Genomic DNA, 26,309 nt, shown 5'->3' on the forward strand with positions numbered 1-26,309 from the left:
TTGCGCACGAGGAGGATGGTGGCGGCGATGCCGAGCACGGCGGTGCCGACGAGGCCGGCGGCGACCGGCATCAACGCCGGCAGTCGCCGCGGTCGTCCGGCTTCGGGTCTGGTCTCGACCCCGAGCGGGGCATTGAGGTCATCGGTCATGGCGCGCCGGCTTGCGGCAAGGGTTTTGCGGCTCCACCTTCATCGGACGGCAAGTCTTAAGCGGCAGTTAACCAAAGCCTCCCAATGCGCGTATGTCGTCGCTGCGCGCGGAGATTTTGCGGCGCGGAAGCTGTCGTGTTAGGCAAGGCGCCCCCGGAGGACCGTCATCGTGTCGACGCAGACTGTGCTGGATCAGACATCGCCCCCGCTGGCGGCCGTCGACGCCGACGGCATCGCGCCGGCCATGATGGCGATCGGCACGGCCGCCAAGGCGGCGGCCCGGCGGCTGGCCCTGGCCTCGACGCAGCAGAAGAATGCCGCGCTCGATGCCATCGCCGAGGCGATCCGGGCTTCGGCCGGGTCCATTCTCGAGGCCAATGCCGAGGACCTCGCCGATGCCCGCCGCCAGGGCATGGCCGGCTCCTTCATCGACCGCCTGACATTGACCCCGGCGCGCATCGCGGCGATGGCCGAGGGCGTCGCGGTGGTGCGCGACCTCGACGATCCCGTCGGCACGGTCATCGCCGCCTGGGACCGGCCGAACGGCCTGCATTTCGAGCGCGTGCGCGTGCCGCTCGGGGTGATCGGCGTCATCTACGAAAGCCGCCCCAACGTGACGGCCGATGCTGGCGCCCTGGCGCTGAAGGCCGGCAATGCGGTGATCCTGCGCGGCGGTTCCGACAGCTTCCGCTCGTCGCGGGCGATCCATGCCGCGATCGTCGCGGGTCTCGAGGCGGCGGGCCTGCCGGCTGCGGCGGTCTCGCTGGTGCCGACCCGCGACCGCGCGGCGGTCGGTCTCATGCTCCAGGGCCTCGGCGGGACGATCGACGTCATCGTGCCGCGCGGCGGCAAGAGCCTCGTCGCCCGCGTCCAGACCGAGGCGCGCGTGCCGGTCTTCGCCCATCTCGACGGCAACTGCCACGTCTATGTCCACGCCGGAGCCGATCTCGCCATGGCCGAGGCGATCGCCGTCAACGCCAAGATGCGGCGCACCGGCGTCTGCGGCGCGGCCGAGACATTGCTGGTCGACCGGGCGGTGGCCGCGACCCATCTGAAGCCGCTGGTCGCGGCGCTGATCGCCGCCGGCTGCGCGGTTCGCGGCGATGCCGCGGCCCGCGCCGCCGACCCGCGGATCGAGGCGGCCGGCGAGGCCGACTGGGCGACCGAATTCCTCGATGCGATCATCGCGGTGAAGGTGGTCGACGGGCTCGATGCCGCCATCGCGCATATCGAGCGCTACGGTTCGCACCATACCGACGCCATCGTCACGGCGGATGCCGCGGCGGCCGAGCGTTTCATGGCCGAGGTCGACAGCGCCATCGTCCTGCACAATGCCTCGACCCAGTTCGCCGACGGCGGCGAATTCGGCTTCGGCGCGGAGATCGGCATCGCCACGGGCAAGATGCATGCCCGCGGGCCGGTCGGGGTCGAGCAGCTCACCTCGTTCAAATATCGCGTGCGCGGCAGCGGGCAACTGCGTCCGTGAGAGCCGCTCCGCTGATCGGGCCGCGGCCGCGGCGGGGCGACGCGCGCCTTGTCCTGCCGCCGCATGCGCCGGGACTGCGCATCGGCCTGTTCGGCGGCTCGTTCAACCCGCCGCACGAGGCGCATCGCATGGTCGCGCTGACGGCCCTGAAGCGGCTCGGCCTCGACGCCGTCTGGTGGCTGGTGACGCCGGGCAATCCCCTGAAGGCCCATGGCGGGCTCGCCCCGCTGGCCGAGCGCATCGCGGCGGCGCAGAGGCTGGCCGCGCATCCCGCCATCCATGTCACCGACATCGAGGCGCGGCTCGGCACGCGCTACACCTACGACACGCTCGCCGCGCTGACCGAGCGCTGCCGCGGCGTCCGTTTCGTCTGGATCATGGGCGCCGACAATCTCGCCCAGTTCCACCGCTGGCAGAACTGGCGCGGCATCGCCCGGCTGATGCCGATGGCGATCGTCGACCGGCCGGGCGCGAGCCTGCGCGCGGTCGCCGGCGTCGCCGGCACGACGCTGGCGCGCTATCGCCTCAGCGAGAGCGACGGCCTGCTTCTCGCCACCGCGCCGCCGCCGGCCTGGATCTTCCTGCATGGCCTGAAGTCACCGCTCTCCTCGACAGCGATCCGCGCCGGATCCGCTGCCCGGTGACCGGTTCCGGTCGATAAAATTAAGACTGTCCGTTTAAACGGCGTTCAAAGGCGCGGGCCTATCCTGTCACCGGAAGCGTGCAACAACTGAGGCGAACGGGATGAACGGTCTGATGTCTAAGAAGGTCGAGCAGCTCCTGTCGAGCGTCGACGTCTTGGTGGTCGACGACAATCAGTTCATGCGCAAGGTTGTCCGCAACCTCCTCAACAATATCGGCGTCAAGACCGTGCACGAGGCGGCCGACGGCCTCGCCGGCCTCGAATATATCCGCCTGCATGCCCCCGACATCGTCATTCTCGATTGGGAAATGCCGATGCTGAACGGCGCCGAGATGCTGCGCATCGTGCGCAATCCCAAGACCTTTCCGGTCCCCGACGTGCCGATCATCATGCTGACCTCGCATCTGGAGCGCTGGCGCGTGGTCGAGGCGAACAAGCTCGGCGTCAACGAGTTCTGCGCCAAGCCGATCTCCGGCAAGGCGCTGCTCGAACGCATCGTTTCGATCATCGCAAGGCCGCGGCCCATGGTGCAGCTCGACGGCTATTACGGGCCGGAGCCGCGCAAGCTCGTCACCGACCGCCTGCGCCTGCAGAAGCCGCCGGACGCCGCCAATCTGGCCTGATCCGCCGGTCCTGCCGCCTTCCGGCGGAGCGGATGCCGGCCGACGCGGGGACAACCGGTCAGGACGGGAGCCCGACCGGCACTGCCGACCGCTGCCGGTGGCGCGGGGCGCGCATGCGTCTCTCCCGCTTTGCGCTGCCGCCCGGCTGTGCTTTCCTGTCCGAGATTAAAGTCGTTCTAAGGAAGCAGCCCATGGCCGACGCCAATGCCCCCGCCCACATCAAGGGCCTGTCGATGATCGACAAGCGCCGGATCGAGGCCGAAATCCTCAAGCACGTCTACGACGAGCTGAAGGCGAGCCACGGCGTCGCGGTGGCCCAGCGCACCATCGGCGAGGCGGTGCGCCGCTCGGCGGTCGAGCAGGCCGAGCGCTTTGCCGCCCAGTCGCCGGAGGGCACGTCGCTCCAGGCCTTCATCGACATGCAGGCGCTGTGGACGCAGGACGGCGCGCTGGAGATCGAGGAGGTCGGCCGCAGCGCCGACACCTATGCCTTCAACGTCACCCGCTGCCGCTATTCGGAAATGTACAAGGCCATGGGCCTCGGCGAGATCGGCCATCTCCTGTCGTGCCAGCGCGACGGCACCTTCTGCGAAGGCTACGACAAGCGCCTGAAGCTCGACCGGACGCAAACCATCATGCAGGGCGCGAGCCACTGCGATTTCCGCTTCCGCTACGAGGACGGCAAGGCGGGCTGACGGCCCGCCGCCGCACGTTCCGTCAGGCCGGCAGCTTGCCGACGTAATCGCGCTTGCCGATGTCGAGGCCGTTCTCGCGCAGGATGGCGTAGGCCATGGTGACGTGGAAATAGAAGTTCGGCAGCGCCATATGGGCGAGATAGGCCTTGCCCTTGAAGGTCATCGGCTGGCCGCCGATCGTGATGGTGACGTCCTTGTCGTCGGCCGCGTCGATCACCGCCTTGTCGAGGCCGGTGACGAAGGCGATCGTCTTCGCGATCCGTCCCTTGAGCTCGGCAATGGTCGTCTCGACGTCCGGATATTTCGGCGGCTCCATGCCGGCGAGCCGGGCGCAGGGGCCCTTGGCGAAGTCGGTGGCGAGCTGCACCTGGCGGGTGAAGGGGAACATGTCGGGTGCGAGCCGGCTCTCCAGCAGCACCTTCGCATCGATCTTTTTCGCCTCCGCGAAGGTGGCGGCCTTGTCGAGCAGCGCCGAAAGGCTGGTCAGCATCTGCACGAAGATCGGCACGGAGAGGTCGGAGAGCTTCGTCGTCATCGGAGAACCTTTTTGGAGAATCAGGTGCCATCGGCAGCCCGCTGCACGACATGGATTTAGGCGCTGCGGTGCGGCCGCGCCAAGAGGCTGTCGAGCGACTATAAGGTGCGCATGCCTGCCGCGATTCTCGACCCAACCGACCCGACCGGACCCGTCCAGGGCCGCGTGACGCGGCTCGCGCTCTCGCGTTTCCGCAGCTATGCGGCCGCCGAGATCCGGCCGCAGGCGCCGCTCGTCGTGCTTGCCGGCTCCAATGGCGCCGGCAAGACCAATGTGCTGGAGGCCCTGTCGCTGCTGACGCCCGGCCGCGGGCTGCGCCGGGCGACGCTCGGCGAGATCGCGCTCGACCGCGGCGATGGCGGCTGGGCGATCAGCGCCGGCGTCGAGGGTGCCTATGGCGAGGCGCAGCTCGGCACCGGCATCGAGGCGGGCGAGACCGAGGCGCGCACGCGGCTCTGCCGCATCGATCGCGTGCCGGTCGGATCCGCCGCGGCTTTCGCCGAACATGTCAGGGTGGTCTGGCTGACGCCGGCCATGGACGGGCTGTTCCTCGGCTCGGGCGGCGAGCGCCGCCGCTTCCTCGACCGGCTGGTGCTGGCCGTCGATGCCGAGCACGGCACCAGGGTCAACGCTCTGGAGCGCTCGCTGCGCGCGCGCAACCGCCTGCTCGAGGAGATGGCTCCCGATCCGGCCTGGCTGGAGGCGGTCGAGCACGAGACGGCCGAGCTCGCGGTCGCGGTCGCGGCCGCGCGCGCCGAGACGGTGCGGCGGCTCGCCGGCCTGATCGAGGCGACCAAGGATCCGGCTTCGCCCTTCCCCTGGGCGGCGCTGGCGCTCGACGGTGCGGTCGAGGCGGCGGTGCTGACGCAGCCGGCGGTCGAGGTCGAGGACGACTATCGCGCCGTGCTGCGTGACTATCGCGCCCGCGACCGGGCGGCCGGCCGCACGACGCAGGGGCCGCATCTGACCGATCTCCTGGCCGTGCACGGGCCATCGGGAGCACCTGCCGAGCGCTGTTCCACCGGCCAGCAGAAGGCCCTGCTCATCGGCCTCGTGCTGGCCCATGCGCGCCTTGTCGCGGAGATGGCCGGCTTCACGCCCATCGTGCTGCTCGACGAGGTCGCCGCCCATCTCGATCCGGAGCGGCGGGCGGCGCTCTACGATGCCCTCGCGAAACTCGGCGCCCAGGTCTGGATGACCGGCGCCGATCCCGCGGCGTTCGACGCCTTGAAGGGCCGCGCCGATCTCTATGCGGTCACTCCGGGAGCGATCGCCCCGGCGTGACCGCCCGCCGGTTCAGGCGTGCTCGGCCTTCGTGTGGTTGCGGCGCAGCAGGAGGCCGACCAGGATCACGCCGACGGCGCCGACGATCGCCGCGACATAGTGCGGCCAGGGGCCAGCCTTGATGCCGATCGCCGGGTTGGGATCGGTCACGATGAAGGCCGGGTTCCAGGCGGCGAGCTGCTTCAGGACGACGGGGTCGTTGACCAGCATGTCGCCGGCGATCCAGCCGAGCAGCGCGGCGCCCGCCCAGACGAAGATCGGGAAGCGCTGGATCAGTGCCAGCACCATGCCCGAGCCGGCGACGATCAGCGGGATGGTGAGGGCAAGGCCGAAGATGAACAGCCAGACATTGCCGTGCGAGGCGGCGGCGATCGCCAGGACGTTGTCGAGGCTCATCACCGCGTCGGCGATCGCGATGGTCCTGACCGCCCGCCAGAGATTGTCGGTCTCCTCGAGATCGGCGTGTTCGTCGCCGCCCTCGTCGGCGGCGAGCTTCACCGCGACCCACAGCAGCAGGAGGCCGCCGACCAGCTTCAGGAAGGGGATGGCGAGCAGATAGGTGATGATCAGGGCGAACAGGATGCGCAGGCCGACGGCGGCACCGGCGCCGAGGATGATGCCGATCTTGCGCTGTCTTTCAGGAAGGCCGCGGCAGGCCAGGGCGATGACCACGGCGTTGTCGCCGGACAGAAGGAGGTCGATCCAGATGATCTGGAGCAGGCCGATCCAGAATGTGCTGTCCATTGATGTCCCGTTCCCCTGGCGCTCGTCATGCTGCGGCGCGTCAACTGACACGGCCACATAGTACGCATTTGGACGTATGCCAGGGGGGGCTTGCGCTTTTTTGCCGGGTGTTGCGCTCAGGCCGCAGCCTGAGCTTCCCTGCGCTTCAGCAGATAGGCGATGGCCAGCACCAGCACCGCGCCGACCACTTCGGCCGGCAATTCGAGCCGGTGGGCGAAGTCGCTGCCCAGGAACTTGATGGTCATCGGGTCGTGCAGCATCATGTCGCCGGCGAGCCAGCCGAGCAGCGCGGCGCCGGCCCAGACCAGGATCGGCAGCTTTTCGAGCAGCTTCATGATCAGCGAGGCGCCGGCGACGATCAGCGGGATCGAGATGACGAGGCCGATGACCAGCATGGCGGTGTTGCTCTTGGCCACCGCAGCGATCGCCAGCACGTTGTCGAGGCTCATCACGGCGTCGGCGATCGCGACGGTGCGGACCGCGTACCAGAGCTGGTCGGAGGCCTTGATCTCGTCGCCGCCGTGACCGTCGTCGGTGATCAGCTTGACCGCGATCCAGAGCAGCAGCAGGCCGCCGACGAGCCGCAGGAACGGCATGTCGAGCAGACTGGCGACGAACAGCGTGAAGACGACGCGCAGCAGGATGGCGACGCCGGCGCCCAGCACCATGCCGATCAGCCGCTGCCGTTCGGGCAGGCCGCGGCAGGCGAGCGCGATGACCACCGCGTTGTCGCCCGACAGGATGATGTTGATCCAGATCACCTGGATGATGCCGACAAGGCTCAGCGAGCTGAAGTCCATCGCGGTGCGGCCCTTTGGGGGTTCTGTGGTTGGTCGGGAAGAACGATGCTGTCTGCGCGTCGGGCGCGGCGCGAACCCTAAGGTCCGCGCCTATAGGCCGATATTGGTGTTTTTGCGTAAGATGCACGCCCGCAGCCAGCCGTGGCGGGCATGAGAGCCATGAGCCAGGGTCAGGCCACGGCGTCGGCGATGGCCTGACCGCAGGCCACCGTATTCGCCTTGCCGCCGAGATCACCGGTCCGGTACTCGGCCTTTGCCAGCACCTCCTCGATGGCGCGCACGATCGCGGCCGCGGCCTCGGTCTCGCCGAGGTGGTCGAGCATCATCGCCGCCGACCAGATCTGGCCGACGGGATTGGCGATGCCCTTGCCGGCAATGTCGGGCGCCGAGCCGTGCACCGGCTCGAACAGCGAGGGGAATTTGCGGTCCGGATTGATGTTGCCCGACGGTGCGATGCCGATCGTGCCGGTGCAGGCCGGCCCGAGATCGGACAGGATGTCGCCGAACAGGTTGGAGGCCACCACCACGTCGAACCGGTCGGGGTTGAGCACGAAATGGGCGGTGAGAATGTCGATGTGATACTGGTCGACGCTCACCTCCGGATAGGCCTTCTTCATTTCGGCCACCCGCTCGTCCCAGTAGGGCATGGTGATGGCGATGCCGTTCGACTTGGTGGCGCTGGTCACCTTCTTGCGCGGCCGGCGTTTGGCGAGCTCGAAGGCATATTTCAGGATGCGGTCGACGCCGACGCGTGTCATCACCGTTTCCTGCACCACGAATTCGCGCTCTGTGCCGGGGAACATGCGGCCGCCGATCGAGGAATATTCACCCTCGGTGTTCTCGCGCACCACGAAGAAGTCGATGTCGCCGGGCTTGCGGTTGGCGAGCGGCGCCGGCACGCCGGGCATCAGCTTCACCGGCCTGAGATTGACGTACTGGTCGAACTCCCGGCGCATCAGGAGAAGTGAACCCCAGAGCGAGATGTGGTCGGGGATCTTGGCGGGCAGGCCGACCGCGCCGAAGAAGATTGCGTCGTGGCTGCCGATGCGCTCCTTCCAGTCCTCCGGCATCATCCGTCCGTGCTTCTCGTAGTAGTCGTAGGACGAGAAGTCGAAATGGTCGAGCGCGACCGAGAACTTGTATTTCCGCGCCGCAGCCTCCAGCACGCGCACGCCTTCGGGCATGACCTCCTTGCCGATGCCGTCGCCGGGAATGACGGCGAGCCTGTAGGTGTTCGAGCGGGCCATGGATCGTCTCCTCGTGAACGCGTTGCGCCTTCGATAGGCCTTCAGCGGTGCCTGTCGCAACCGGGCCGGCCGGCATGGCCTCCATGATCGTATCGGCAGACCGCGCCGACCGCTCTCAATTGTTGTCGGCGGCGATCGCCGCGATCACCGCGTCGGTGACGGCGCGGGTCGTCGCCGTGCCGCCGAGATCGGGCGTATGCAGCGCCGGATCGGCGGTCGCCCGCTCGATCGCCCGCATCAGGCGGTCGGCGGCCGGCCGCTCGCCGAGATGATCGAGCATCAGCGTCGCCGTCCAGAAGGTGCCGATCGGATTGGCGATGCCCTTGCTGGCAATGTCGAAGGCCGAGCCGTGGATCGGCTCGAACATGGAGGGGAACTGCCGCTCCGGATTGAGATTGGCGGTCGGCGCGATGCCGATGGAGCCGGCGAGCGCGGCGGCGAGATCGGACAGGATGTCGGCGTGCAGGTTGGTCGCCACCACCGTGTCGATCGTCTCCGGCTTCATGGTCATGCGCATGGTCATGGCGTCGACCAGCATCTTGTCCCAGGTCACGTCGGGATAGTCGGCCGCGACCTCCGCCGCGATCTCGTCCCACATCACCATGGCATGGCGCTGGGCGTTCGACTTGGTGACGACGGTCAAGAGGCGGCGCGGCCGCGACCGGGCGAGCCGGAAGGCGAAATGCATGATGCGCCGCACTCCGCTGCGGGTCATCATCGATACGTCGGTCGCCACCTCCTCGGGCAGGCCGCGATGCACGCGGCCGCCGACCCCGGCATATTCGCCTTCGGAATTCTCGCGCACGATGACCCAGTCGAGCTCCGGCCCGGAGACGTGGCGCAGCGGGCTGACGATGCCCGGCAGCACCCGGGTCGGCCGGACGTTGGCATACTGGTCGAAGGGCTGGCAGATCGCCAGTCTCAGGCCCCAGAGCGAGACATGATCGGGCACGTCGGGCGCCCCGACCGCGCCGAAAAAGATCGCGTCGTGGCCGCGGATCTCAGCGCGCCCGTTTTCCGGCATCATCACGCCGTGGCGCTTGTAATAGTCCGAGCCCCAGTCGAAATGGTCGAAGGCGAGGCCGAAGCCGCCGTCGCGGCGGCAGAGCGCCTGCAGCACCTCGATGCCGGCCGCGATCACTTCCTTGCCGATGCCGTCGCCCGGAATCGCCGCGATCCGGTAGGTCTTCATGGCCTGCATCCTTTTCAAAAACGGTCCCGTCCGGCATGCGTGACGCGCGCCTTTGCGGCTGTCCGTCGGCATTGGCCCCGGATTCGTCGCGGTGTCAATAATCCATTGCAGCTTCCATGGAAGATGATATGCCTGTTGCAGCCACGAGGAGAAACGCGATGGCCAGGAGCGCCAAGGCCGCGGCCGCCGCCGGCGAGCGACGTCCGTCGCTGGTCGACGATGCCTATGCCGCGATGAAGGAGGCGATCCGCGAGAGCACCTTCGCGCCCGGTTACCAGGCCTCCGAGCAGGAGATCGCACTGCGCCTCGGCATGAGCCGCACGCCCGTGCACGAAGCCTCCATCCGGCTGCAGGAGGAGGGGCTCGTCCGCATCGTGCCGAAGCGCGGCATCGTCATCTGCGCCCTCGTCCCCGACGACATCAGGGAGATCTACGAGGTCATCATCGCGCTCGAGGCGAGCGCCGCCGAGCTTCTGGCGCAGCGGTCGGCCGAGGAGCGCGCGGCGGTCGCGGCCGAGCTTTCCGAGGCGACCGACCGGATGGAGGCGGCCCATGCCGCCGGCATCCTGAAGGACTGGGGCAAGGCCGACGAAGCCTTCCACCGCATCCTGGTCGAGCGCTGCGGCAACCGGCGCATTCAGCGCATCATCCAGACGGTCAACGACCAGTCGCACCGGGCGCGCATGCTGACCTTGAAGCTGCGCCGGCAATTGCCGGCCTCGGTCGCCGAGCATCGCGCCCTCGTCGCGGCGATCGGTGCGGGCGAGGCGGCGGCAGCCCACGCGGCGGCGCGCGCCCATCGGAGCCATGCCCGAGACGAGCTGGTGCCGCTGCTGCAGGAGTTCGGCCTGAAACATTTCTGACGGCGCCGGCGGCCGCGCGGCCGCCGGCCTCCCGAGACCCGCGAACAATGCGGCCGGGACCGATGGTGGGAGGAGACCATGCGACGACTTCTGATGGGCCTTGCGGCCCTGTTCACGCTCGCGCCGGCGGCGGCGCCGGCCCAGCCCTATCCGAACCGCGCGATCACCATGGTCGTGCCCTTCGCGGCCGGTGGCACCACCGACATCATCGCCCGCATCATGGCCGAGCACATGTCGCGCACGCTCGGCCAGTCGATCGTCGTGGAAAACGTCGCCGGGGCCGGCGGCACCACGGGGTCGCTGCGCGTGGCCCGCGCGGCGCCGGACGGCTATACGGTGATCATGGGCAATATGGGCACGCATTCGGCTTCGGTCGGGCTCTATCCCAATCTGGGCTATGACCCGCGCACCGACTTCGAGCCGGTCATGAACGCGGCCGGCACGCCGATGATGATCGCCGCGCGCAAGGACTTTCCGGCCCGCACGCTCGCCGAGTTCATCGCGCTCCTGAAGGCGGAGCCCGCGCGCTACAATTACGGCCATGGCGGCGTCGGCTCGACCTCCCACCTGACCTGCGTATTCTTCCATCACCTGATCGGCGCGCCGGTCCAGCACGTGCCGTTCCGCGGTTCGGGGCCGGCGCTCGCGGCGCTGCTCGGCAAGCAGCTTGACTATGTCTGCGACCAGACCGTGACCATCATCCCGCAGCTGACCAGCCTCAACACCCTGGTCATCGCGACGCCAGCCCGCTCGCCGGCCGCCCCCGACGTGCCGACCGCCGCCGAAGCCGGCCTGCCGGTGTTCCAGGTGGTCGGCTGGAACGCCATGTTCGCGCCGAAGGGCACGCCGCGCGACATCGTCCAGCGGCTCAATGCCGCCGGCCGGGCCGCGCTCGCCGACGACACTGTGCGCAGGCGCCTGCTCGAGCTCGGCTGCGAGATTCCCGACGCGGCCGGCCAGACGGCCGAGGCCCTGGGCGCGCATGTCCGCGCCGAGGTCGACAAATGGACGCCGGTCATCAAGGCGGCCGGCGTGACCGCGGGCAACTGACGGCCGGCCTCAGGCGGTCCGGAAGAACTGCTCGAGCTCGTGGGCGACGAGGTCGGGCAGTTCCTCGGCCAGATAGTGCCCGCCGGGCAGGGCATGGCCGCGCACGTCGCTCGCCCGCTGGCGCCAGAGCGCCAGGGCGTCGAAGCACTTTTCGATGACGCCGTTGCGCCCCCACAGCACGAGCAGCGGCGCCGACAGCTTGCGGCCGGCATCGCCGTCGTCGTGGGCGATGTCGATCGAGGCCGCGGCGCGATAGTCCTCGCAGCTCGCGTGAATGGTGGCGGGATCGCGGAAGCAGCGCAGGTAGTGATCGAGGGCCGCCGGCGCGAAAGGCGCGAGCCCGGCCGATCCGGAACCGCATTTCTTCAGCCAGTAGGCATCCGGATCGGCGCCGATCATGCGCTCCGGGAACGGCGCCGGCGTGATCAGGAAGAACCAGTGCCAATAGGCGCGGGCGAAGGCTTCCGTCGTGTTGCGGTACATTTCGCGGGTCGGGGCGATGTCCAGCACGGCGATCTTCGTGACGCGCTCGGCATGGTCGAGGGCCAGGCGATGGGCGACCCGCCCGCCGCGGTCATGGCCGCAGACGAAGAAGCGGTCGTGGCCGAGCGCCGTCATCACCTCCGCCATGTCCAGCGCCATGGCGCGCTTGGAATAGGGAGAATGGTCTTCCGTGGTTTCCGGCTTGCCGCTGTCGCCATAGCCGCGCAGGTCGGCCGCCACCACGGTGAAGCGTCGGGCAAGCCGCGGCGCGACCTTGTGCCAGAGCGCATGGGTTTGCGGATAGCCGTGCAGCAGCAGCAGCGGCGGGCCCGAACCGCCCGTGCGCAGGCGGATGGTGGTGCCCGACGTCGCGACGTCGAGCATGCGGAAGCCTTCGAACAGCGTGTCGGTGGCCGGCAACTCCGCGATCATGATGGACCTCTTGCGGTGTTCTGACGTTGCGCTATGTGCAGGCCATAGCCCGGGCGCGAAATTCGGGCTAGGTAGGACAAAGCAAGTTGAACCTGCGAATTTTCTCGATGCGAAACGCGGGTCATCACCGGAGGACGGACATGAACAGACGTAACCTGCTCGCCGCGGCCGCGGCGGCCCTGGTTGCCGGGGCGAGCCCCGTCGCCGCCCAGACCTATCCCACGCGGCCGATCACCATGATCATCCCGTTCGCGGCTGGCGGGCCTACCGACGTGGTGGCGCGGATCGTCGCCGAGTCCATGAGCCGCAATCTCGGCCAGGCCATCGTGATCGAAAACGTCTCGGGCGCCGGCGGCACCACGGGCTCGACCCGGCTGACCACGCAGGCCGCCGACGGCTATTCCATCATGATCGGCCATACCGGCACCCATGCCGCCTCGGTCGCACTCTATCCGAACCTGCGCTACCACCCGGTGAACGATTTCGCGCCGATCGGCCTCGTCAACACCAACGCCATCCTGATCACCGCCAAGAACGCGCTGCCGGCCAACAATCTCGCCGAATTCGTCGCCTGGCTGAAGGCCAACGAGCGCAACGCCAACAACGCCCATGCCGGCATCGGCTCGGTGAGTCACACGACCTGCCTGCTGCTCAACTCGATCATCGGCGTCAATCCGCAGACCGTGCCCTATCGCGGCACGGGCCCGGCCATGAACGACCTCGTCGCCGGCCAGGTCGACTATCTCTGCGACCAGGTGGTCAATGTCGCGCCGCAGGTCCGCGCCGGCACGATCAAGGCCTTCGCCGTTGCCCAGCAGCAGCGCAACCCGGCGCTGCCCAACGTGCCGACCACCGTCGAGGCGGGCCTGCCCGGCTATCAGGTGGTGGTCTGGAACGCCATGCTGGCGCCGAAGGGGACGCCGGAAGCGGTCGTCACGCGGCTGAACGAGGCGTTGCGCGCGGCCCTCGCCGATCCCAACGTCAAGTCCCGCCTCGCCGAGCTGGGCGCCGACCTGCCGACCGACGTCCAGGCGACGCCCGCGGGCCTGCGCGCCTTCCTGGAATCGGAGATCGCCCGCTGGACCCCGGTCATCAAGGCGGCCGGCGTCACCGCGACCAACTGACCCCGGACCGGCGCAACGGTCCCGTGCGACGCCCGGCCATCGGCCGGGCGTCGTCGTTTCCGGCTTCGGGCTCGCCGCGCCGCGGTCCAGATCAGGCCGGCCTCGCCAGGACGTCGAGAATGAAGGCCACGCGGCTTTCGACCGGCGCGCGCGGCAGCTCGACCAGCGCGTAGCCGTAGCGCCCATAGGTCCGCACCATCGCCTCGCAGGTGCGCGCGGCCTCGTCGAGATCCTGCCTGCGCTCGCCGTCATTGCGATAGATCTCGGGCCAGGGCGGCGCGATGAAGACGCGCCGGTTGTAGCGCAGGCGCCGCGCCGCCCGGTCCATGTGGTCGGGCACGGGAAGGCCGATGAGATCGAGGTAGCCGATCACGTCGGGTACGCCGCGGTCGAACAGGACCGGCCCGGGCCGCCGCGAGGCCGCCGCATGATGGGTCATTTCGAAGGCCAGCATCAGCTCGGCGAACAGGCCGCGGTCGCGCCAGGGCAAGGCCGGGCCGTCGACCGCCTGCTGGTCCTGGATGATGCGCCGGCCGACCTCGGGCGAAGTGTCGAGGCCGGCCGCGACCAGCGCTTCGATCAGGGTGGTCTTGCCGGAGCCCGGCCCGCCGGTGATGACGAAGAGGTGGTCGGAATCGGTTGTGGCTGTCGCGGTCATGGCATGTCCGGTGGGGTCTGGAGGGTGTGACGGCACGGTGCGCCGCGCCATGCGGCGGGACGATTGGCTGGGGAAGGCGAGGGGCGGCGGCCGGGCGTGCAAAGACAAGGCACGCCCCGGGGCGGGCGAGTGGCGATCGTCGGGCCGCGGCGGCGGCAATGATGGCGGCGGTAGCGCGGCCTGCTCAGGCGATCAGGATAGCCCTGAAATCATTGACATTGGTATGGGTCGGGCCGGTGACCACCAGGCCGTCGAGCTCGGCGAAGAAGCCGAAGCCGTCGTGACGGTCGAGAAAGGTCCGCGGATTGAGACCGCGCGCGGCGGCCGCGTCGAGCAGCGCCGGGGTCACCACGGCGCCGGCATTGGACTCGATGCCGTCGATGCCGTCGGTGTCGATGGCGAGGGCATGGACCCGCGCCCGCTGCTCGGCCGAAAAGCCCTGCAGCGCGACGGCGAGGGCCAGGGCGAATTCGGAATTGCGGCCGCCGCGGCCGGTCGGGCGGTCCTTCGGCAGGGTCACCGTCGTCTCCCCGCCCGACAGGATCAGCAGCGGCGGTCTTGCCGGCAGGCCGTGCTCCAGCGCCGAGCGGGCGAGCGCCGCATGGACCTGGGCGACGTCGCGGGCTTCCCCCTCGATCGTGTCGCCGAGCACCAGCGTCGGCAGGCCGGCCGCATCGGCGATCCGCATGGCGGCGGCCAGGCTCTCGATCGGCCGGGCGATCAGCCTGATGTCGCTGCCGGCGGCAAAGGCGGGGTGGTCGGGCTTCGGGCTTTCCGAGGCGGCATCCTCCAGGTGCCGCATCACCCGGTCCGGCAGCGCCATGCGGTAGCGGTCGACGATGGCGAGCGCATCCGCGCGCGTGGTCGGGTCCGGCACGGTCGGGCCCGAGGCGATCACCGCCGGGTCGTCGCCGGGGACGTCCGATATGGCGATGGTGACGACCTTGGCCGGATAGGCCGCGGCCGCGAGCCGGCCGCCGGCAATGGCCGAGACATGCTTGCGCACGCAGTTCATCGCGCCGATATCGGCTCCGGAGGCGAGCAGCGCGGCATTGACCGCCTTCAGGTCGTCGAGGCTGAGATCGCCGGCGGGAGCGGCGAGCAGGGCCGAGCCGCCGCCCGAAATGAGCGCCACCACCAGGTCGTCGGGGCCGAGGCCCTGGAGCCGCTCGAGAATGCGCCGGCTGGCCGCCGCGCCGGCCGCATCAGGCACCGGATGGGCCGCTTCCAGGACCTCGATCCGGCTCACCGGGACCGCGTGGCCGTAGCGCGTCACCACCGTGCCGCTCAGCGGCGCCGGCCAGACCTTCTCGAAGGCCGCCGCCATGGCCGCCGCCGCCTTGCCTGCGCCGACCACCACGGTGCGGCCGGTCGGCACCGACGGCAGATGCTCGGCGATGCGGTCGGGCAGGGCCGCGGCGATCGCGGCATGGCCGAGCGAGATCAGGAAGGCGCGGGGGTCTGAGCGATATGTCACGGGGGTCGTGCCTGTCGGGTGCGGCGGACACACAAGCAGGTCGCGGCGGCAACCGCAAGCGCGCCCGCGGGACGGCATGTCGCGGCGATCGGGCGGCAGTCATCCGGCCCGGCGCTATCGCCGCTCCCCGGCATGGCTTATGGCAGGGGTGTCATGTTGCACCCTTTCGACGATGCCTGCCGGGCCGAGATCGCGACGCGCGTCGCTGCCTTCCGCCGCCAGCCCGCGCCCGACGACGAGGCCGGGCTGAAGCGCGCCGCGGTGGCGCTCGTCGTCACCGACACGGCCGATGGCTCGGGCGAGGCGGCCTTCCTCCTGACCCGCCGCGCCAGCGGGCTCAGAGCCCATGCCAACCAATGGGCCCTGCCCGGTGGGCGCTGCGATGCCGGCGAGAGCCCGGTGGACGCGGCGCTGCGCGAGCTCGACGAGGAGCTGGGCCTGCGGCTCGGCGCCGGCGACGTGTTCGGCCTGCTTGACGATTATCCGACACGTTCCGGCTACCTGGTGACGCCGGTCGTCGCCTGGGCCGGCAGCGCGCCGGTGCTGCGGCCCAATCCGGCGGAGGTCGCCTCGGTCCATCGCATCCCGCTCGCCGAGATCATGCGCGAGGCGGCGATCGACTTCACCACCATTCCGGAAAGCCGGCGGCGGGTGGTCCGGCTGACCTTGTCGGGCGACGTCATCCACGCGCCGACCGCCGCGCTGATCTACCAGTTCCGCGAGGTGCTCGCCGGCCGGCCGACGCGGGTCGCCGATCTCGAGCAGCCGCTGTTCGCCTGGCGCTGAACCTGTGCCGGAAATGACGGCGGCGCCCTGCATTTTGGTGGATTGCGAGCCGGCAGGCGCTCTCTTAAGAGATGGGACCCGTCCGTCGGGCGTCATGCGATCCGCCGCCGCCCGCCGCCGGTCGTGGGTGCGGCCGCCGCCGGCAAGGCCCCGCGGGCGCGCGGATTTCCTGGGAGCGTGAGATGTTGTTCGAACTCAGCGAAGAAGAAGTGCTGATCCGCGACACCGCCCGCCGGATCGCCGCCGACCGGGTCCGGCCGCTTGCCGAGACGCTCGACCAGGGCGGCGGGCGCGCCGAATTCCTGGCCAATCTCAAGGCGCTCGCCGAGGCCGGCTTCATGGCGGTCAATATCCGGTCCGACCATGGCGGCACGGATGCCGGCTCGGTCGCCTTCGCCCTCACCGTGGAGGAGCTGGGTTATGCCTGCGCCTCCACCGGCGTGACCACCTCGGTCACCAACATGGTCGCCGAGGTGATCCAGGCGGTCGGCTCGGCGGAGCAGAAGCAGCGCTATCTGCCGAAGCTCGCCGACGGCACCTATCCGGCCGGCGCCTTCTGCCTGACCGAGGCCGGCGCCGGCTCGGATCCGGCCGGCATGCAGGCGCGTGCACGCCGCGACGGCGATCATTTCGTGCTCGACGGCCAGAAGCTCTACATCACCTCGGCCGAATATGCCGGGCTGTTCGTCGTCTGGGCGGTGACCAACCCCGAGGCGCGCAAGGGCAAGGGCATTTCCTGCTTCCTGGTCGAGGCCGGCACGCCCGGCCTGACCATCGGCAAGGCGGAGAAGAAGCTCGGCCAGCATGGCTCGGCCACCAATGTCGTGCATTTCGACAATTGCCGGGTGCCGGCGAGCGCGCTGATGGGCAAGCTCGACGACGGCTTCCGCATCGCGGTGGGCGAGCTTGCCGGTGGGCGCATCGGCATTGCCGCGCTGTCGCTTGGCATCGCCCGCGCGGCCATGGATGCCGCCAAGGCCTATGTCCTCGAGCGCCGGCAGTTCGGCCAGGCGATTGCCGAATTCCAGGGCATCCAGTGGATGATCGCCGACCGCGAGACGGATATCGAGGCCGCGCGTCTCCTGATCCTCAACGCCGCGGCGAAGAAGGATCGCGGCGAGCCGTTCGGCCGCGAGGCCTCGATGGCCAAGCTGTTCGCGTCCGAGGCGGCGCTGCGCGCCACCGACACCGCGCTGCAGCTCCACGGCGGTGCCGGCTATTGTGCCGACTTTCCGGTGGAGCGGCATTTCCGCGACGCCCGCATCACCCGCATCTACGAGGGCACGAGCGAGGTTCAGCGCCTGATCATCGCCCGCGAAGCCCTGCGTCAATAACCCGTCCCAACCGGACTCACGCTCAGCCGAGGAAGCCCGAAGCATGACCACCCGACCGATAAGCCGCACCGGCGGCCAGATTCTCGTCGATCAGCTGATCATCCAGGGCGCGACCGACGTCTTCTGCGTGCCTGGCGAAAGCTACCTGGCCGTGCTCGACGCGCTGCACGATGCCGATACCAAGGTCACCATCTGCCGCCAGGAAGGTGGTGCGGCGATGATGGCGGAAGCCTATGGCAAGCTTACCGGCCGGCCCGGCATCTGCATGGTGACGCGCGGGCCCGGCGCCACCAATGCCTCGCCCGGCCTGCACATCGCCCAGCAGGATTCGAGCCCGATGATCCTGTTCGTCGGCCAGATCGACCGCTCGATGCGCGGCCGCGACGCCTTCCAGGAGGTCGATTACGGCAAGCTGTTCGGCGGCATCGCCAAGTGGGTGGCCGAGATCGATGAGGCCGACCGCATTCCCGAGATGGTCGCCCGCGCCTATGCGACCGCCATGCAGGGCCGTCCAGGCCCGGTCGTGCTGGTGCTGCCCGAGGACATGCTCACCGACACGGCCGAGGTGCCGGACGCCCCGCGCGTCGAGGCGGTGGAGAGCTGGCCCGGCAACAGCGACATGATGAAGCTGCAGAAGCTGCTCTGGGCCGCCAAGAAGCCGGTCCTGGTGCTCGGCGGGTCGCGCTGGTCGGACAAGGCGGTCGGCGCGGTCACGCGCTTCGCCGAGCGCTTCGAACTGCCGGTGGTCTGCCAGTTCCGGCGCCAGATGCTGTTCGATCACGGCCATGCCAACTATGCCGGCGATCTCGGCCTCGGCTGCAATCCCGCGATCATCGCCATGATCAAGGACAGCGACCTGATCATCGCCCTCGGCGGCCGCCTCTCCGAGATCGCCTCGCAGAGCTACACGCTGATCGACATTCCCCAGCCGAGCCAGACGCTCGTCCACATTCATCCCGGCCCCGAGGAGCTCGGCCGCGTCTACCAGGCGCATCTGCCGATCCAGGCGAGCCCGACCGCCTTCGCCGCCGCGGTCGAGGGCCTGCAGCCGCCGCAGGACATCGCCTGGAAGGGCAGCGCCGCCAAGGCGCACGAAAGCTATCTCGGCTGGACCGGCAATCCCGCCCGCCTGCCAGGTGCGCTCCAGTACGGCGAGATCATGGCCTGGCTGCGCGACCGCCTGCCCGACGATGCCATCGTCTGCAACGGCGCCGGCAACTATGCCATCTGGGTCCACCGCTTCCTGCGCTTCAGGCGCTACGGTTCGCAGCTCGCCCCGACCTGCGGTTCGATGGGCTACGGCACGCCGGCCGCGGTCGGCGCCAAGCGCATGTATCCGGAGAAGACCGTCGTCGCCTTCGCCGGCGACGGCTGCTTCATGATGAACGGCCAGGAATTCGCCACCGCCTGCCAGTACGACCTGCCGATCGTCGTCATCGTCGTCGACAACGGCATGTACGGCACGATCCGCATGCACCAGGAGCGCGACTATCCCGGCCGGGTCGTCGCGACCGCGCTGAAGAACCCCGACTTCGCCGCGCTCGCGCGCGCCTATGGCGGCCATGGCGAGACGGTGCGCGAAACGAGCGAGTTCGCTCCCGCCTTCGAGCGGGCGGTCGCTTCGGGCAAGCCGGCCATCCTGCATCTCTTCCTCGACCAGCAGGCGATCACGCCGGCGACCACGATCGACCAGATCCGCGCGAAGGCGCAGGGCAAGGGCTGACTGGGCGCAAGTGCCGCCAGGCGGCACCGCTGTGGCAATAGCTGGTTCCATCGAAGACCCTGGTCGCCGCCTCGGCGGCCAGGAATAGACTTGGCCGCCGAGGCGACAGGTCACCCGGCTTCCGCGGGCGCTGCGGTGTCAAAGCGGACTAACCGAGATAGCGGTTCTCGTTGTGCCAGCGTAGCAGCGCGGCGTCCGGCCGTTCGTGCTGGGCAAGCGGAGAGCGAATTTCCGATCCGTGCAGCTCGTAATAATGACGGCCGTTTTCGAACTCCTCGCGGATGCGACGACTTACTTCGAAGCGACGTTCCGGCGTGATCGTGACATATCCCTGATCGAACAGGCTGTGGATGTCTCGACGCATGAGAATTCCATTGGTGGGGGAGTGCTCCCCGCCGTCGGCATATGGGCGGATATGGGCGGCTTCGAGGGCCGGCAGCGTTCGTTCTTTGGTAATGGCGCATCGCCTCTCGTAGACTTGCGTCACGACGAGCCTGAAAGCGCCTTGGCCGAGCCGCGGCCGAATGAGTGTCGGCTCACCGTACCGGCGAGACGGCTCGGCGAAACCGACATTTTGAGAGAGCGCGGTTGTCGCGCCTTGCACACCTTGCCACAGTTCCAGCCCTTCACGGCTGTCGGTGTCGTAGGTTGCGAATGAGACGATATTCTTTGACCATGACGCTGGCGGCGGGAACCAGAGTTCTCTCGGCAAAAAGAATGGCTGCGTGAGTATCCGGCAGCCGATCTCGATCGGGCCGGTCGTCGAAGATGGCGGCTTTCGGTAGCGCAGAATGCGAGATCGCATGTCGGCGAGGCTGGCGACGCCGTTTGCAGTACCGAAGGCTTCCCACGCCAGTGACAATGGCATGATCGTCGAGGACGCATAGACACCGCCGCCCACGATCATGTTCGTCGGTGCATGAAGCTTGAACAGAAACAATTCGCCCGGCTGGAGTGCGCGAAATGGCTTTGGCGATGGCGACCAGAAATTCACTTCGGTCAGACCGGGTTGGCGACGCAGATGGTCGAACCAGTCGCCATCCGTGACCGCCACCACAATCTTCACCGCCATCCAAGCCCCCCTGCTCCGTTCCGATCTCCGAACAGAAACTTGCCGCGTGGTTTCAGGCTATCCTTTCCGCTTGCCGTTTGTCATCGAGCGAATGCCGGGGGGCGGCGAAAATGCCCGCGATCGGCGATCGCCACCTGACCTTCATATCGCCCCGCGGCGCATCGCCTCAGCCGTTCAGATGACAGGCCGAGAAACGGCCCGGCGCGATCTCCTTGAACGCCGGCACCTCCGTCCTGCAGCGCGCGCTCGCCATCGGGCAGCGCGGATGGAAATGGCAGCCGGGCGGCGGCACGAGCGGCGAGGGGATCTCGCCTTCGATCGGCTTGAACCGGCGCTTGCCGGTATCGACCCGCGGCACCTCGGCGAGCAGCGCCTGGGTATAGGGATGGTTCGGCGCGGCGAACAGCTCCTCGGCCGGCGCCAGCTCGACGATGCGGCCGAGATAGAGGATGGCGACCCGGTCGGCGACGTGGCGCACGACGCCGAGATCGTGGCTGATGAAGAGGTAGGTCAGGCCGAAATCGGCGCGCAGCTGCATGAACAGGTTGAGCACCTGCGCCTGGATCGAGACGTCGAGGGCCGCGACGCTTTCGTCGGCGACGATCAATTTCGGCCGCACCGCCAGCGCCCTGGCGATGCCGATGCGCGCCCGCTGGCCGCCCGAGAACTGGTGCGGATAGCGCTTGGCATAGGCCGGATCGAGGCCGACCTTGCGCATGAGATCGGCGAGATAGTCGGCCGCCCCGGCCTTGTCGACGATGCCGTGATAGACGGGGGCCTCGCTGACGATGTCCTCGATCCGCATGCGCGGATTGAGCGAGGACATCGGGTCCTGGAACACCATCTGCACCGCGAGGGCGGCGGCGCGGCGGTCGGTTCCGGCCAGGGTCGTCCGGTCGCGGCCTTCGTAGTAGACCTTGCCGCCCGACTGCTGCCAGATGCCGGCGATGATGCGGCCGAGCGTCGACTTGCCCGATCCGGATTCGCCGACGAGGCCCATGACCTCGCCCGGCCGGATGGCGAGGTCGACCGTGTCGAGCGCGTGGACCACCTCGCGTTTCGGCCCCGCGCCGACGAGCCCGGCGAGCTTCGCGGCAAGGTCCGGCTCCTTGGCGAACCGTTTCGAGACGCCTTCGACTGATATGATCGGTGTCGTCATGCCGCGGCCTCGTCGAGCACCGGATGGAAGCAGCGCAGCCGCCGTTCGGTGAGCGGCCGGGTCTCCGGCGGCGGCTCGGCCTGGCAATCGGCCTTGACGGCTATGCAGCGCGGCGCGAAGGGGCAGCCCTTGGGCAGCCGCAGCAGATTGGGTGTCATGCCCGGTATCTGGGCGAGCGGCTGGCCGCGCGGATTGCGGCTCGGCAGGCTTTCCAGGAGGCCGCGTGTATAGGGGTGGCCGGGCCGTGCGAGCACCTCCGTGGTCGGCCCTTCCTCCACCACCCGGCCGGCATACATCACCGCCACGCGGTCGGCGAGGCCGGACACGATGGCGAGGTCGTGGGTGATCCAGACGAGGGCCGTGCCGGTATCGGCGGCCAGCTTCTGCACCTCGGCCAGGATCTGCGCCTGGATGGTGACGTCGAGCGCGGTCGTCGGCTCGTCGGCGATGATCACGGCCGGCTTGTGCAGCAGCGCGATGGCGATCGCCACGCGCTGGCGCATGCCGCCGGAAAACTGGTGCGGATAGCTTTCCAGCCGCTGGTCGGGCGAGGCGATGCCGACCTGGGCGAGCGCCTCGCGGCAGCGTTCGCGCGCGGCTTCGCTGGAAATGTCGACATGCGCCTTCAGCGTCTCGATCATCTGCGTGTCGACGCGCAGGACCGGGTTGAGCGTCATCATCGGGTCCTGGAAGATCATCGCGATGCGCCGGCCGCGAATGTCGCGCCAGGCCTTCTCGCCGAGCCCGGTGAGTTCCTGACCCATCAGCCGGATCGAGCCGGAGACGACCCGGCCGGGCGGATCGATCAGGCCGAGGGTCGAGAAGCCGGTGATCGACTTGCCCGATCCGGATTCGCCGACGAGGCCGAGAACCTGGCCGCGCGCAACCTTGAAGGAGACGCCGTCGACCGCCTTCACCACGCCGGCACGGGTGAAGAAATGGGTCTTGAGGTCGGTGACTTCGAGGACATCCGTCATGCCGCGCGCCTCGCGCTGATCCGCCCTGGTCCGGTCATGCCGCCGCTCATTTCTTCAGTCGCGGGTTCAATTGGTCGCGCAGGTGGTCGCCGACCAGGTTGATCAGGAGAATGGTGATGAGCAGCGCGACGCCGGGCAGCACGCTGACCCAATATTTGCCCGAGAGGATGTATTTGTAGCCGTTGGAGATGAGCAGGCCGAGGGAGGGCTCGGTGATCGGCACGCCGACGCCGAGATAGGACAAGACCGCCTCCAGCGAGATGGCATGGGCGACCTGCACGGTCGCCACCACGATCAGCGGCGGCAGGCAGTTGGGCAGAAGGTGACGGAAGATGATCCGGTGCTTGGGCAGGGCCAGGCAGTGGGCGGCCTCGATATATTCGCGCCGCCGCTCGACCAGCGCGCCGCCGCGCACGGTACGGGCATAATAGGCCCATTGGGTGGTGACGAGCGCGATGATCACCTTGTCGATGCCGGTGCCGAGCAGCGAGAGCAGGATCAGCGCGATCAGGATCGCCGGGAAGGACAGCTGCAGGTCGACCACCCGCATGATCACGCTGTCGATCCGCCCGCCGAAATAGGCGGCGGCGACGCCGACGCTGAGCCCCACCACCAGTGCGATGACGGTGGCGCTCGCCGCGACGAACAGCGACAGGCGCAGGCCGTAGATGATCGCCGAGAGCATGTCGCGGCCCTGGTCGTCGGTGCCGAGCAGGTAGAGCCGGCCGTCGAGCGAGCGCTCCCCGGGCGCCAGCATGTTGTCCAGGATCGAGATCTGCGTCATGTCGTAGGGGTTCTGCGGCGTCAGCCAGGGCGCGAGGATCGAGACCAGCGCCAGCAGCACGACGAGGATCAGCGCGCCGACCGCGACCCGGCTTTCGCAGAATTCGGCGACGAAACGGGCAAGGGGGGTCTCGACCGGTTCGGCCGAAACCGGCGGCACGGGCAGGGCTGCGTCGGTCATGATCGGGCCTCCCGCGTCAGGCTTCCACGTCCTGCAGGCGCACCCGCGGATCGAGGATCGAATAGAGGATGTCGACCACCAGATTGATGATCACGAACATGACCACGACGATCATCAGGTAGGCGACGATGACCGGCCGGTCGAGGCGATAGATGCTGTCGATCAGGAGCTTGCCCATGCCCGGCCAGGAGAACACCTGCTCGGTGACGACGGCGAAGGCGATCATGGCGCCGAGCTCGAGGCCGAGCACGGTGACGACCGGGATCAGGATGTTCTTCATCAGGTGCACGCCGATGATGCGCGCCGGCGACAGGCCCTTGGCGCGGGCGAAGCGCACATAGTCCTGCAGCATGGCCTCGCGCGTGCCGGCATAGGCGAGCCGGATCACCAGCGAGGTCTTGTAGATGGCGAGCGTCAGCGCCGGCATGATCAGGTTGGGCCAGCCCGCCGGGTTCAGCAGCGACAGTTCGACGCCGAACAGCGTGCCGGTCGGGCCGCGGCCGCCGGCCGGCAGCCATTGCAGCGTCACCGCGAACAGCAGGATCAGCATGATGCCGAACCAGAAGTTCGGCAGCGAGAAGCCGACCACCGAGCCGGTCATGATGCTGCGGCCGACGACCGTGTCGTGCTTCAGCCCGGCAATGACGCCGAGCGGCACGCCGATCAGCGCGGTGAGGCCGAGCGCCACCACGGCGAGTTCGAGCGTCGCCGGCATGCGCGAGACGATGAGGCCGAGCGCATCGACGCCGTGGACGAAGCTCTTGCCGAAATCGCCGTGCAGCAGGTTCCAGGCGAACATGCCGAACTGGACATAGAGCGGCTTGTCGAGGCCGAGCCGGGCCACCGCCGCATCGCGTTCGGCCTGATCTGCATCGGGCGCGAGCAGGATGTCGATCGGATTGCCGATCGCATAGACGCCGAGGAACACCAGCACCGCCATGGCGGTGACCACGAATGCGCTCTGGCCGAGGCGGCGAAGGATGAAGACGAGCATCGTTCAGGTCTCCCTGCGGCTCGGGGCGAGGCTGTGAAGGCGGCCTGCAAGGGCGCCCGCGACCGGTCGGCCGGCCGCGGGAACCATGGTCAGCGCGACGCGGGCGCCTGCTGCACGAGCTCGGCGCGGGTATACTGGTTCATTTGCGCCGTATAGGTCAGTCCGCGCTTGAAGGCCCAGACCGAGACCTCGAAATGCAGCGGGATCAGGCCGAAATCGCTCATCGCCATGCGCGAGGCCTCGGCGAGCAGCGCGTTGCGGCGGGCATCATCCACCACGGTCAGCGCCTCGAACAGCTTGGCGTCCATGGCCGGGTTGGAATAGCCGCCCGGATTGGTCGTGCCCATGCCGCGATTGCGGTCGGGCGTTGCCGCCAGCGCGCGCAGCGGGTTGGACATTTCCGCCGTGTCGGCGGCCCAGCCGGACAGCCAGAAGCCGAACTCGGCGCGGTTGCGGCGGGCGAAGAAGGTCGAGGCGGTCATCGCATCGATCTGCGTCTTGATGCCGATGCGGGTCAGCATCTGGGCGACCGCCTGGGCGACCTGCCCGTCATTGATGTAGCGGTCGTTGGGGGTCGCCAGGACGAGCCCGAAGCCGTTGGGATAGCCGGCCTCGGCGAGCAGCTTGCGCGCCCGCTCGATATTCGGCCGCTCCGGCTTGATGCCGGCATTGGTGCCGGGCAGCGGGTTCGGCAGCAGTTCGGCCGCGGCGACGGCGACGCCGCCCATGATGCGGGCGACGATCGCGTCGCGGTCGATGGCCAGGCTGATCGCCTCGCGCACGCGCCGGTCGCGGAACGGGTTCCTGCCGCCCGTATCGGTGACCCCGGGAGGCGCGGTTTCGGTCAGATAGTTGAAGTGCAGGTAGATGATCCGGCTGGACAGGGCTTCCGCCGTGACGAATTGCGGGTTCTGCTTGATCCGCGGCAGGTCCTGGATCGGCGGGTTCTCGATGAAGTCGACATCGCCGGCGAGCAGGGCGGCGACGCGCGCCGCGGCCTGGGTGATCGGCCGGAAGGTGACGCGCTGCCAGGCCGGCTTGTCGCCCCAATAGGCGTCGTTGCGCTCCAGCACGATGCGGTCGCCGCGGGTGAACGAGACATAGCGGAACGGCCCGGTGCCGACGGCAAGCTTGAGGTTGTTGAAGTCCTCGGTCTTCGGCCAGGCCTCCATGCCGGTGCAGCCGGCCCGGTTGAAGGCGAGGTTTTCCGGCGCCCCGGCGGCTTTCGCCGAGATGATCGCAATGTTCGACAATTCGTTGGCGAGCACCGGGTGCGGCTGTGTGGTGGTGACGATGATCGTATAGGGATCGGGCGCCGTCATGGTGGCGATCGCGCGCATGCTGACGACGAGCGAGGAGGGAGAGTTCTCCACCTTCGGCACGCGGCAATAGGAGAAGATCACGTCGCGGGCGGTGAATTCGGTCCCGTCGGTGAACTTGACGCCGCGCCGCAGCTTGAACTCCCAGGTGGTCGGATCGACCGCCCGGACGCTTTCGGCGAGCTTGGGGATCGGCTGCTGGTTCTTGTCCTGGTCGGTCAGCGATTCGAAGACATGCGAGCGCAGCTGGTGGTTCGGCGTCAGATTGTGGAAATGCGGATCGACCGAGCTCGGCTCGGCCGAGAGCCCGACGCGCAGCTCCTGCGCGGCGGCCGGCAGCGCCGGCGCCCAGATGGAAAGGGCCATTGCAGCCGCGGCCGCGCCCAAGATCGTGCGATAGCGATACATCCCGCTCTTCCCCTTGCCTCGCGCCGGACGGGAACTTGCCGTTCCTCTGGGCGCCGACCATGCCGCCGCATTGAACTTCGGAAAAGCC

25 protein-coding genes are annotated in these 26,309 nt (G+C 68.8%); 11 read left to right on the forward strand and 14 right to left on the reverse strand.

Annotated features, from left to right (window positions below; genetic code table 11):
• The first annotated feature begins 393 nt into the window (after positions 1 to 393).
• The 4 genes from OZ671_RS15755 to OZ671_RS15770 all read left to right on the forward strand — a co-directional run bounded on the left by OZ671_RS15755 (position 394) and on the right by OZ671_RS15770 (position 3,596).
• Positions 394 to 1,635, forward strand: coding sequence for a glutamate-5-semialdehyde dehydrogenase (locus OZ671_RS15755; RefSeq protein WP_268861715.1), 1,242 nt, complete (start codon positions 394 to 396; stop codon positions 1,633 to 1,635).
• A complete protein-coding gene (locus tag OZ671_RS15760) occupies positions 1,632 to 2,279 on the forward strand; it encodes a nicotinate-nucleotide adenylyltransferase (protein WP_268861632.1) in 648 nt (215 codons plus the stop codon). Before OZ671_RS15755 ends, OZ671_RS15760 begins: the two co-directional genes overlap by 4 nt.
• A 112-nt stretch (positions 2,280 to 2,391) precedes the next feature.
• On the forward strand, positions 2,392 to 2,901 hold the full coding sequence (locus OZ671_RS15765) for a response regulator (RefSeq protein ID WP_268861633.1): 510 nt from the start codon (positions 2,392 to 2,394) through the stop codon (positions 2,899 to 2,901).
• 191 nt (positions 2,902 to 3,092) lie between these two features.
• A complete protein-coding gene (locus OZ671_RS15770; RefSeq protein WP_268861634.1) occupies positions 3,093 to 3,596 on the forward strand; it encodes an L-2-amino-thiazoline-4-carboxylic acid hydrolase in 504 nt (167 codons plus the stop codon).
• 22 nt (positions 3,597 to 3,618) lie between these two features.
• Here OZ671_RS15770 and OZ671_RS15775 read toward each other — a convergent pair whose 3' ends face one another.
• Positions 3,619 to 4,131 (reverse strand): DUF1993 domain-containing protein, encoded by a 513-nt coding sequence (locus tag OZ671_RS15775; protein ID WP_268861635.1) that lies wholly within the window; start codon positions 4,129 to 4,131, stop codon positions 3,619 to 3,621.
• A gap of 111 nt (positions 4,132 to 4,242) precedes the next feature.
• On the opposite strand from OZ671_RS15775, the gene recF reads away from it, so the two are divergent.
• Entirely contained in the window at positions 4,243 to 5,415 is a 1,173-nt protein-coding gene (gene recF, locus OZ671_RS15780) for a DNA replication/repair protein RecF (RefSeq protein ID WP_268861636.1), read from the forward strand.
• A gap of 12 nt (positions 5,416 to 5,427) precedes the next feature.
• Here recF and OZ671_RS15785 read toward each other — a convergent pair whose 3' ends face one another.
• The 4 genes from OZ671_RS15785 to OZ671_RS15800 form a co-directional block, all read right to left on the reverse strand.
• Complete coding sequence (locus OZ671_RS15785; RefSeq protein ID WP_268861637.1) at positions 5,428 to 6,159, reverse strand: TerC family protein; 732 nt, start codon at positions 6,157 to 6,159, stop codon at positions 5,428 to 5,430.
• Between the two features lie 116 nt (positions 6,160 to 6,275).
• Positions 6,276 to 6,959: a TerC family protein gene (locus tag OZ671_RS15790; protein ID WP_268861638.1), complete on the reverse strand. Its 684-nt coding sequence runs from the start codon at positions 6,957 to 6,959 to the stop codon at positions 6,276 to 6,278.
• Positions 6,960 to 7,129: 170 nt separating this feature from the next.
• Positions 7,130 to 8,206 carry a tartrate dehydrogenase gene (locus OZ671_RS15795; RefSeq protein ID WP_268861639.1) on the reverse strand — a complete coding sequence of 359 codons (1,077 nt, stop codon included), beginning with the start codon at positions 8,204 to 8,206 and terminating at the stop codon, positions 7,130 to 7,132.
• 115 nt (positions 8,207 to 8,321) lie between these two features.
• Positions 8,322 to 9,398 carry a tartrate dehydrogenase gene (locus tag OZ671_RS15800; RefSeq protein WP_268861640.1) on the reverse strand — a complete coding sequence of 359 codons (1,077 nt, stop codon included), beginning with the start codon at positions 9,396 to 9,398 and terminating at the stop codon, positions 8,322 to 8,324.
• A gap of 158 nt (positions 9,399 to 9,556) precedes the next feature.
• Here OZ671_RS15800 and OZ671_RS15805 point away from each other — a divergent pair, with 158 nt between their 5' ends.
• Both OZ671_RS15805 and OZ671_RS15810 read left to right on the forward strand, forming a co-directional pair.
• Positions 9,557 to 10,261: a GntR family transcriptional regulator gene (locus OZ671_RS15805; RefSeq protein ID WP_268861641.1), complete on the forward strand. Its 705-nt coding sequence runs from the start codon at positions 9,557 to 9,559 to the stop codon at positions 10,259 to 10,261.
• Positions 10,262 to 10,339: 78 nt separating this feature from the next.
• Positions 10,340 to 11,311, forward strand: coding sequence for a tripartite tricarboxylate transporter substrate-binding protein (locus OZ671_RS15810; RefSeq protein WP_268861642.1), 972 nt, complete (start codon positions 10,340 to 10,342; stop codon positions 11,309 to 11,311).
• A gap of 9 nt (positions 11,312 to 11,320) precedes the next feature.
• On the opposite strand, the gene OZ671_RS15815 is transcribed toward OZ671_RS15810, so the two are convergent.
• Positions 11,321 to 12,226 (reverse strand): alpha/beta fold hydrolase, encoded by a 906-nt coding sequence (locus OZ671_RS15815; RefSeq protein ID WP_268861643.1) that lies wholly within the window; start codon positions 12,224 to 12,226, stop codon positions 11,321 to 11,323.
• Between the two features lie 140 nt (positions 12,227 to 12,366).
• On the opposite strand from OZ671_RS15815, the gene OZ671_RS15820 reads away from it, so the two are divergent.
• Entirely contained in the window at positions 12,367 to 13,350 is a 984-nt protein-coding gene (locus tag OZ671_RS15820; protein ID WP_268861644.1) for a tripartite tricarboxylate transporter substrate-binding protein, read from the forward strand.
• Between the two features lie 91 nt (positions 13,351 to 13,441).
• On the opposite strand, the gene OZ671_RS15825 is transcribed toward OZ671_RS15820, so the two are convergent.
• Positions 13,442 to 14,008 carry an AAA family ATPase gene (locus tag OZ671_RS15825; protein ID WP_268861645.1) on the reverse strand — a complete coding sequence of 189 codons (567 nt, stop codon included), beginning with the start codon at positions 14,006 to 14,008 and terminating at the stop codon, positions 13,442 to 13,444.
• 184 nt (positions 14,009 to 14,192) lie between these two features.
• Positions 14,193 to 15,485 (reverse strand): glycerate kinase type-2 family protein, encoded by a 1,293-nt coding sequence (locus OZ671_RS15830; protein WP_268861646.1) that lies wholly within the window; start codon positions 15,483 to 15,485, stop codon positions 14,193 to 14,195.
• 153 nt (positions 15,486 to 15,638) lie between these two features.
• Between OZ671_RS15830 and OZ671_RS15835 the strand changes: the two genes are divergently transcribed.
• The 3 genes from OZ671_RS15835 (at position 15,639) to OZ671_RS15845 (ending at position 19,328) form a co-directional block, all read left to right on the forward strand.
• On the forward strand, positions 15,639 to 16,271 hold the full coding sequence (locus tag OZ671_RS15835; RefSeq protein ID WP_268861647.1) for an NUDIX hydrolase: 633 nt from the start codon (positions 15,639 to 15,641) through the stop codon (positions 16,269 to 16,271).
• A gap of 182 nt (positions 16,272 to 16,453) precedes the next feature.
• Positions 16,454 to 17,605 (forward strand): acyl-CoA dehydrogenase family protein, encoded by a 1,152-nt coding sequence (locus OZ671_RS15840; RefSeq protein ID WP_268861648.1) that lies wholly within the window; start codon positions 16,454 to 16,456, stop codon positions 17,603 to 17,605.
• Positions 17,606 to 17,648: 43 nt separating this feature from the next.
• Positions 17,649 to 19,328: a thiamine pyrophosphate-binding protein gene (locus OZ671_RS15845; protein WP_268861649.1), complete on the forward strand. Its 1,680-nt coding sequence runs from the start codon at positions 17,649 to 17,651 to the stop codon at positions 19,326 to 19,328.
• Between the two features lie 148 nt (positions 19,329 to 19,476).
• On the opposite strand, the gene OZ671_RS15850 is transcribed toward OZ671_RS15845, so the two are convergent.
• From OZ671_RS15850 to OZ671_RS15875, 6 genes are all read right to left on the reverse strand, one after another.
• Complete coding sequence (locus tag OZ671_RS15850) at positions 19,477 to 20,400, reverse strand: HNH endonuclease (RefSeq protein ID WP_268861650.1); 924 nt, start codon at positions 20,398 to 20,400, stop codon at positions 19,477 to 19,479.
• A 166-nt stretch (positions 20,401 to 20,566) separates the two neighbouring features.
• A complete protein-coding gene (locus OZ671_RS15855; RefSeq protein WP_268861651.1) occupies positions 20,567 to 21,559 on the reverse strand; it encodes an ABC transporter ATP-binding protein in 993 nt (330 codons plus the stop codon).
• Positions 21,556 to 22,536, reverse strand: coding sequence for an ABC transporter ATP-binding protein (locus OZ671_RS15860; protein ID WP_268861652.1), 981 nt, complete (start codon positions 22,534 to 22,536; stop codon positions 21,556 to 21,558). Before OZ671_RS15860 ends, OZ671_RS15855 begins: the two co-directional genes overlap by 4 nt.
• Positions 22,537 to 22,582: 46 nt before the next feature.
• The gene (locus OZ671_RS15865; protein ID WP_268861653.1) at positions 22,583 to 23,500 is read right to left on the reverse strand and encodes an ABC transporter permease; all 918 of its coding nucleotides are present in this window, start codon (positions 23,498 to 23,500) and stop codon (positions 22,583 to 22,585) included.
• A 16-nt stretch (positions 23,501 to 23,516) separates the two neighbouring features.
• Complete coding sequence (locus OZ671_RS15870; RefSeq protein WP_268861654.1) at positions 23,517 to 24,494, reverse strand: ABC transporter permease; 978 nt, start codon at positions 24,492 to 24,494, stop codon at positions 23,517 to 23,519.
• Between the two features lie 89 nt (positions 24,495 to 24,583).
• A complete protein-coding gene (locus OZ671_RS15875) occupies positions 24,584 to 26,179 on the reverse strand; it encodes an ABC transporter substrate-binding protein (protein WP_268861655.1) in 1,596 nt (531 codons plus the stop codon).
• Positions 26,180 to 26,309 lie beyond the last annotated feature (130 nt).

It is taken from the genome of Phreatobacter sp. AB_2022a, assembly GCF_026847585.1.
Classification (GTDB): Bacteria; Pseudomonadota; Alphaproteobacteria; order Rhizobiales; family Phreatobacteraceae; genus Phreatobacter.

Coding starts and splice junctions, on each gene's coding strand:
- OZ671_RS15755 (WP_268861715.1), top strand. CDS start 394: ATGATGGCGATCGGCACGGCCGCCAAGGCGGCGGCCCGGCGGCTGGCC.
- OZ671_RS15765 (WP_268861633.1), top strand. CDS start 2,392: ATGTCTAAGAAGGTCGAGCAGCTCCTGTCGAGCGTCGACGTCTTGGTG.
- OZ671_RS15770 (WP_268861634.1), top strand. CDS start 3,093: ATGGCCGACGCCAATGCCCCCGCCCACATCAAGGGCCTGTCGATGATC.
- OZ671_RS15775 (WP_268861635.1), bottom strand. CDS start 4,131: ATGACGACGAAGCTCTCCGACCTCTCCGTGCCGATCTTCGTGCAGATG.
- recF (WP_268861636.1), top strand. CDS start 4,243: ATGCCTGCCGCGATTCTCGACCCAACCGACCCGACCGGACCCGTCCAG.
- OZ671_RS15785 (WP_268861637.1), bottom strand. CDS start 6,159: ATGGACAGCACATTCTGGATCGGCCTGCTCCAGATCATCTGGATCGAC.
- OZ671_RS15790 (WP_268861638.1), bottom strand. CDS start 6,959: ATGGACTTCAGCTCGCTGAGCCTTGTCGGCATCATCCAGGTGATCTGG.
- OZ671_RS15795 (WP_268861639.1), bottom strand. CDS start 8,206: ATGGCCCGCTCGAACACCTACAGGCTCGCCGTCATTCCCGGCGACGGC.
- OZ671_RS15800 (WP_268861640.1), bottom strand. CDS start 9,398: ATGAAGACCTACCGGATCGCGGCGATTCCGGGCGACGGCATCGGCAAG.
- OZ671_RS15805 (WP_268861641.1), top strand. CDS start 9,557: ATGGCCAGGAGCGCCAAGGCCGCGGCCGCCGCCGGCGAGCGACGTCCG.
- OZ671_RS15810 (WP_268861642.1), top strand. CDS start 10,340: ATGCGACGACTTCTGATGGGCCTTGCGGCCCTGTTCACGCTCGCGCCG.
- OZ671_RS15815 (WP_268861643.1), bottom strand. CDS start 12,226: ATGATCGCGGAGTTGCCGGCCACCGACACGCTGTTCGAAGGCTTCCGC.
- OZ671_RS15820 (WP_268861644.1), top strand. CDS start 12,367: ATGAACAGACGTAACCTGCTCGCCGCGGCCGCGGCGGCCCTGGTTGCC.
- OZ671_RS15825 (WP_268861645.1), bottom strand. CDS start 14,008: ATGACCGCGACAGCCACAACCGATTCCGACCACCTCTTCGTCATCACC.
- OZ671_RS15835 (WP_268861647.1), top strand. CDS start 15,639: ATGTTGCACCCTTTCGACGATGCCTGCCGGGCCGAGATCGCGACGCGC.
- OZ671_RS15840 (WP_268861648.1), top strand. CDS start 16,454: ATGTTGTTCGAACTCAGCGAAGAAGAAGTGCTGATCCGCGACACCGCC.
- OZ671_RS15845 (WP_268861649.1), top strand. CDS start 17,649: ATGACCACCCGACCGATAAGCCGCACCGGCGGCCAGATTCTCGTCGAT.
- OZ671_RS15850 (WP_268861650.1), bottom strand. CDS start 20,400: ATGGCGGTGAAGATTGTGGTGGCGGTCACGGATGGCGACTGGTTCGAC.
- OZ671_RS15855 (WP_268861651.1), bottom strand. CDS start 21,559: ATGACGACACCGATCATATCAGTCGAAGGCGTCTCGAAACGGTTCGCC.
- OZ671_RS15860 (WP_268861652.1), bottom strand. CDS start 22,536: ATGACGGATGTCCTCGAAGTCACCGACCTCAAGACCCATTTCTTCACC.
- OZ671_RS15865 (WP_268861653.1), bottom strand. CDS start 23,500: ATGACCGACGCAGCCCTGCCCGTGCCGCCGGTTTCGGCCGAACCGGTC.
- OZ671_RS15870 (WP_268861654.1), bottom strand. CDS start 24,494: ATGCTCGTCTTCATCCTTCGCCGCCTCGGCCAGAGCGCATTCGTGGTC.
- OZ671_RS15875 (WP_268861655.1), bottom strand. CDS start 26,179: ATGGCCCTTTCCATCTGGGCGCCGGCGCTGCCGGCCGCCGCGCAGGAG.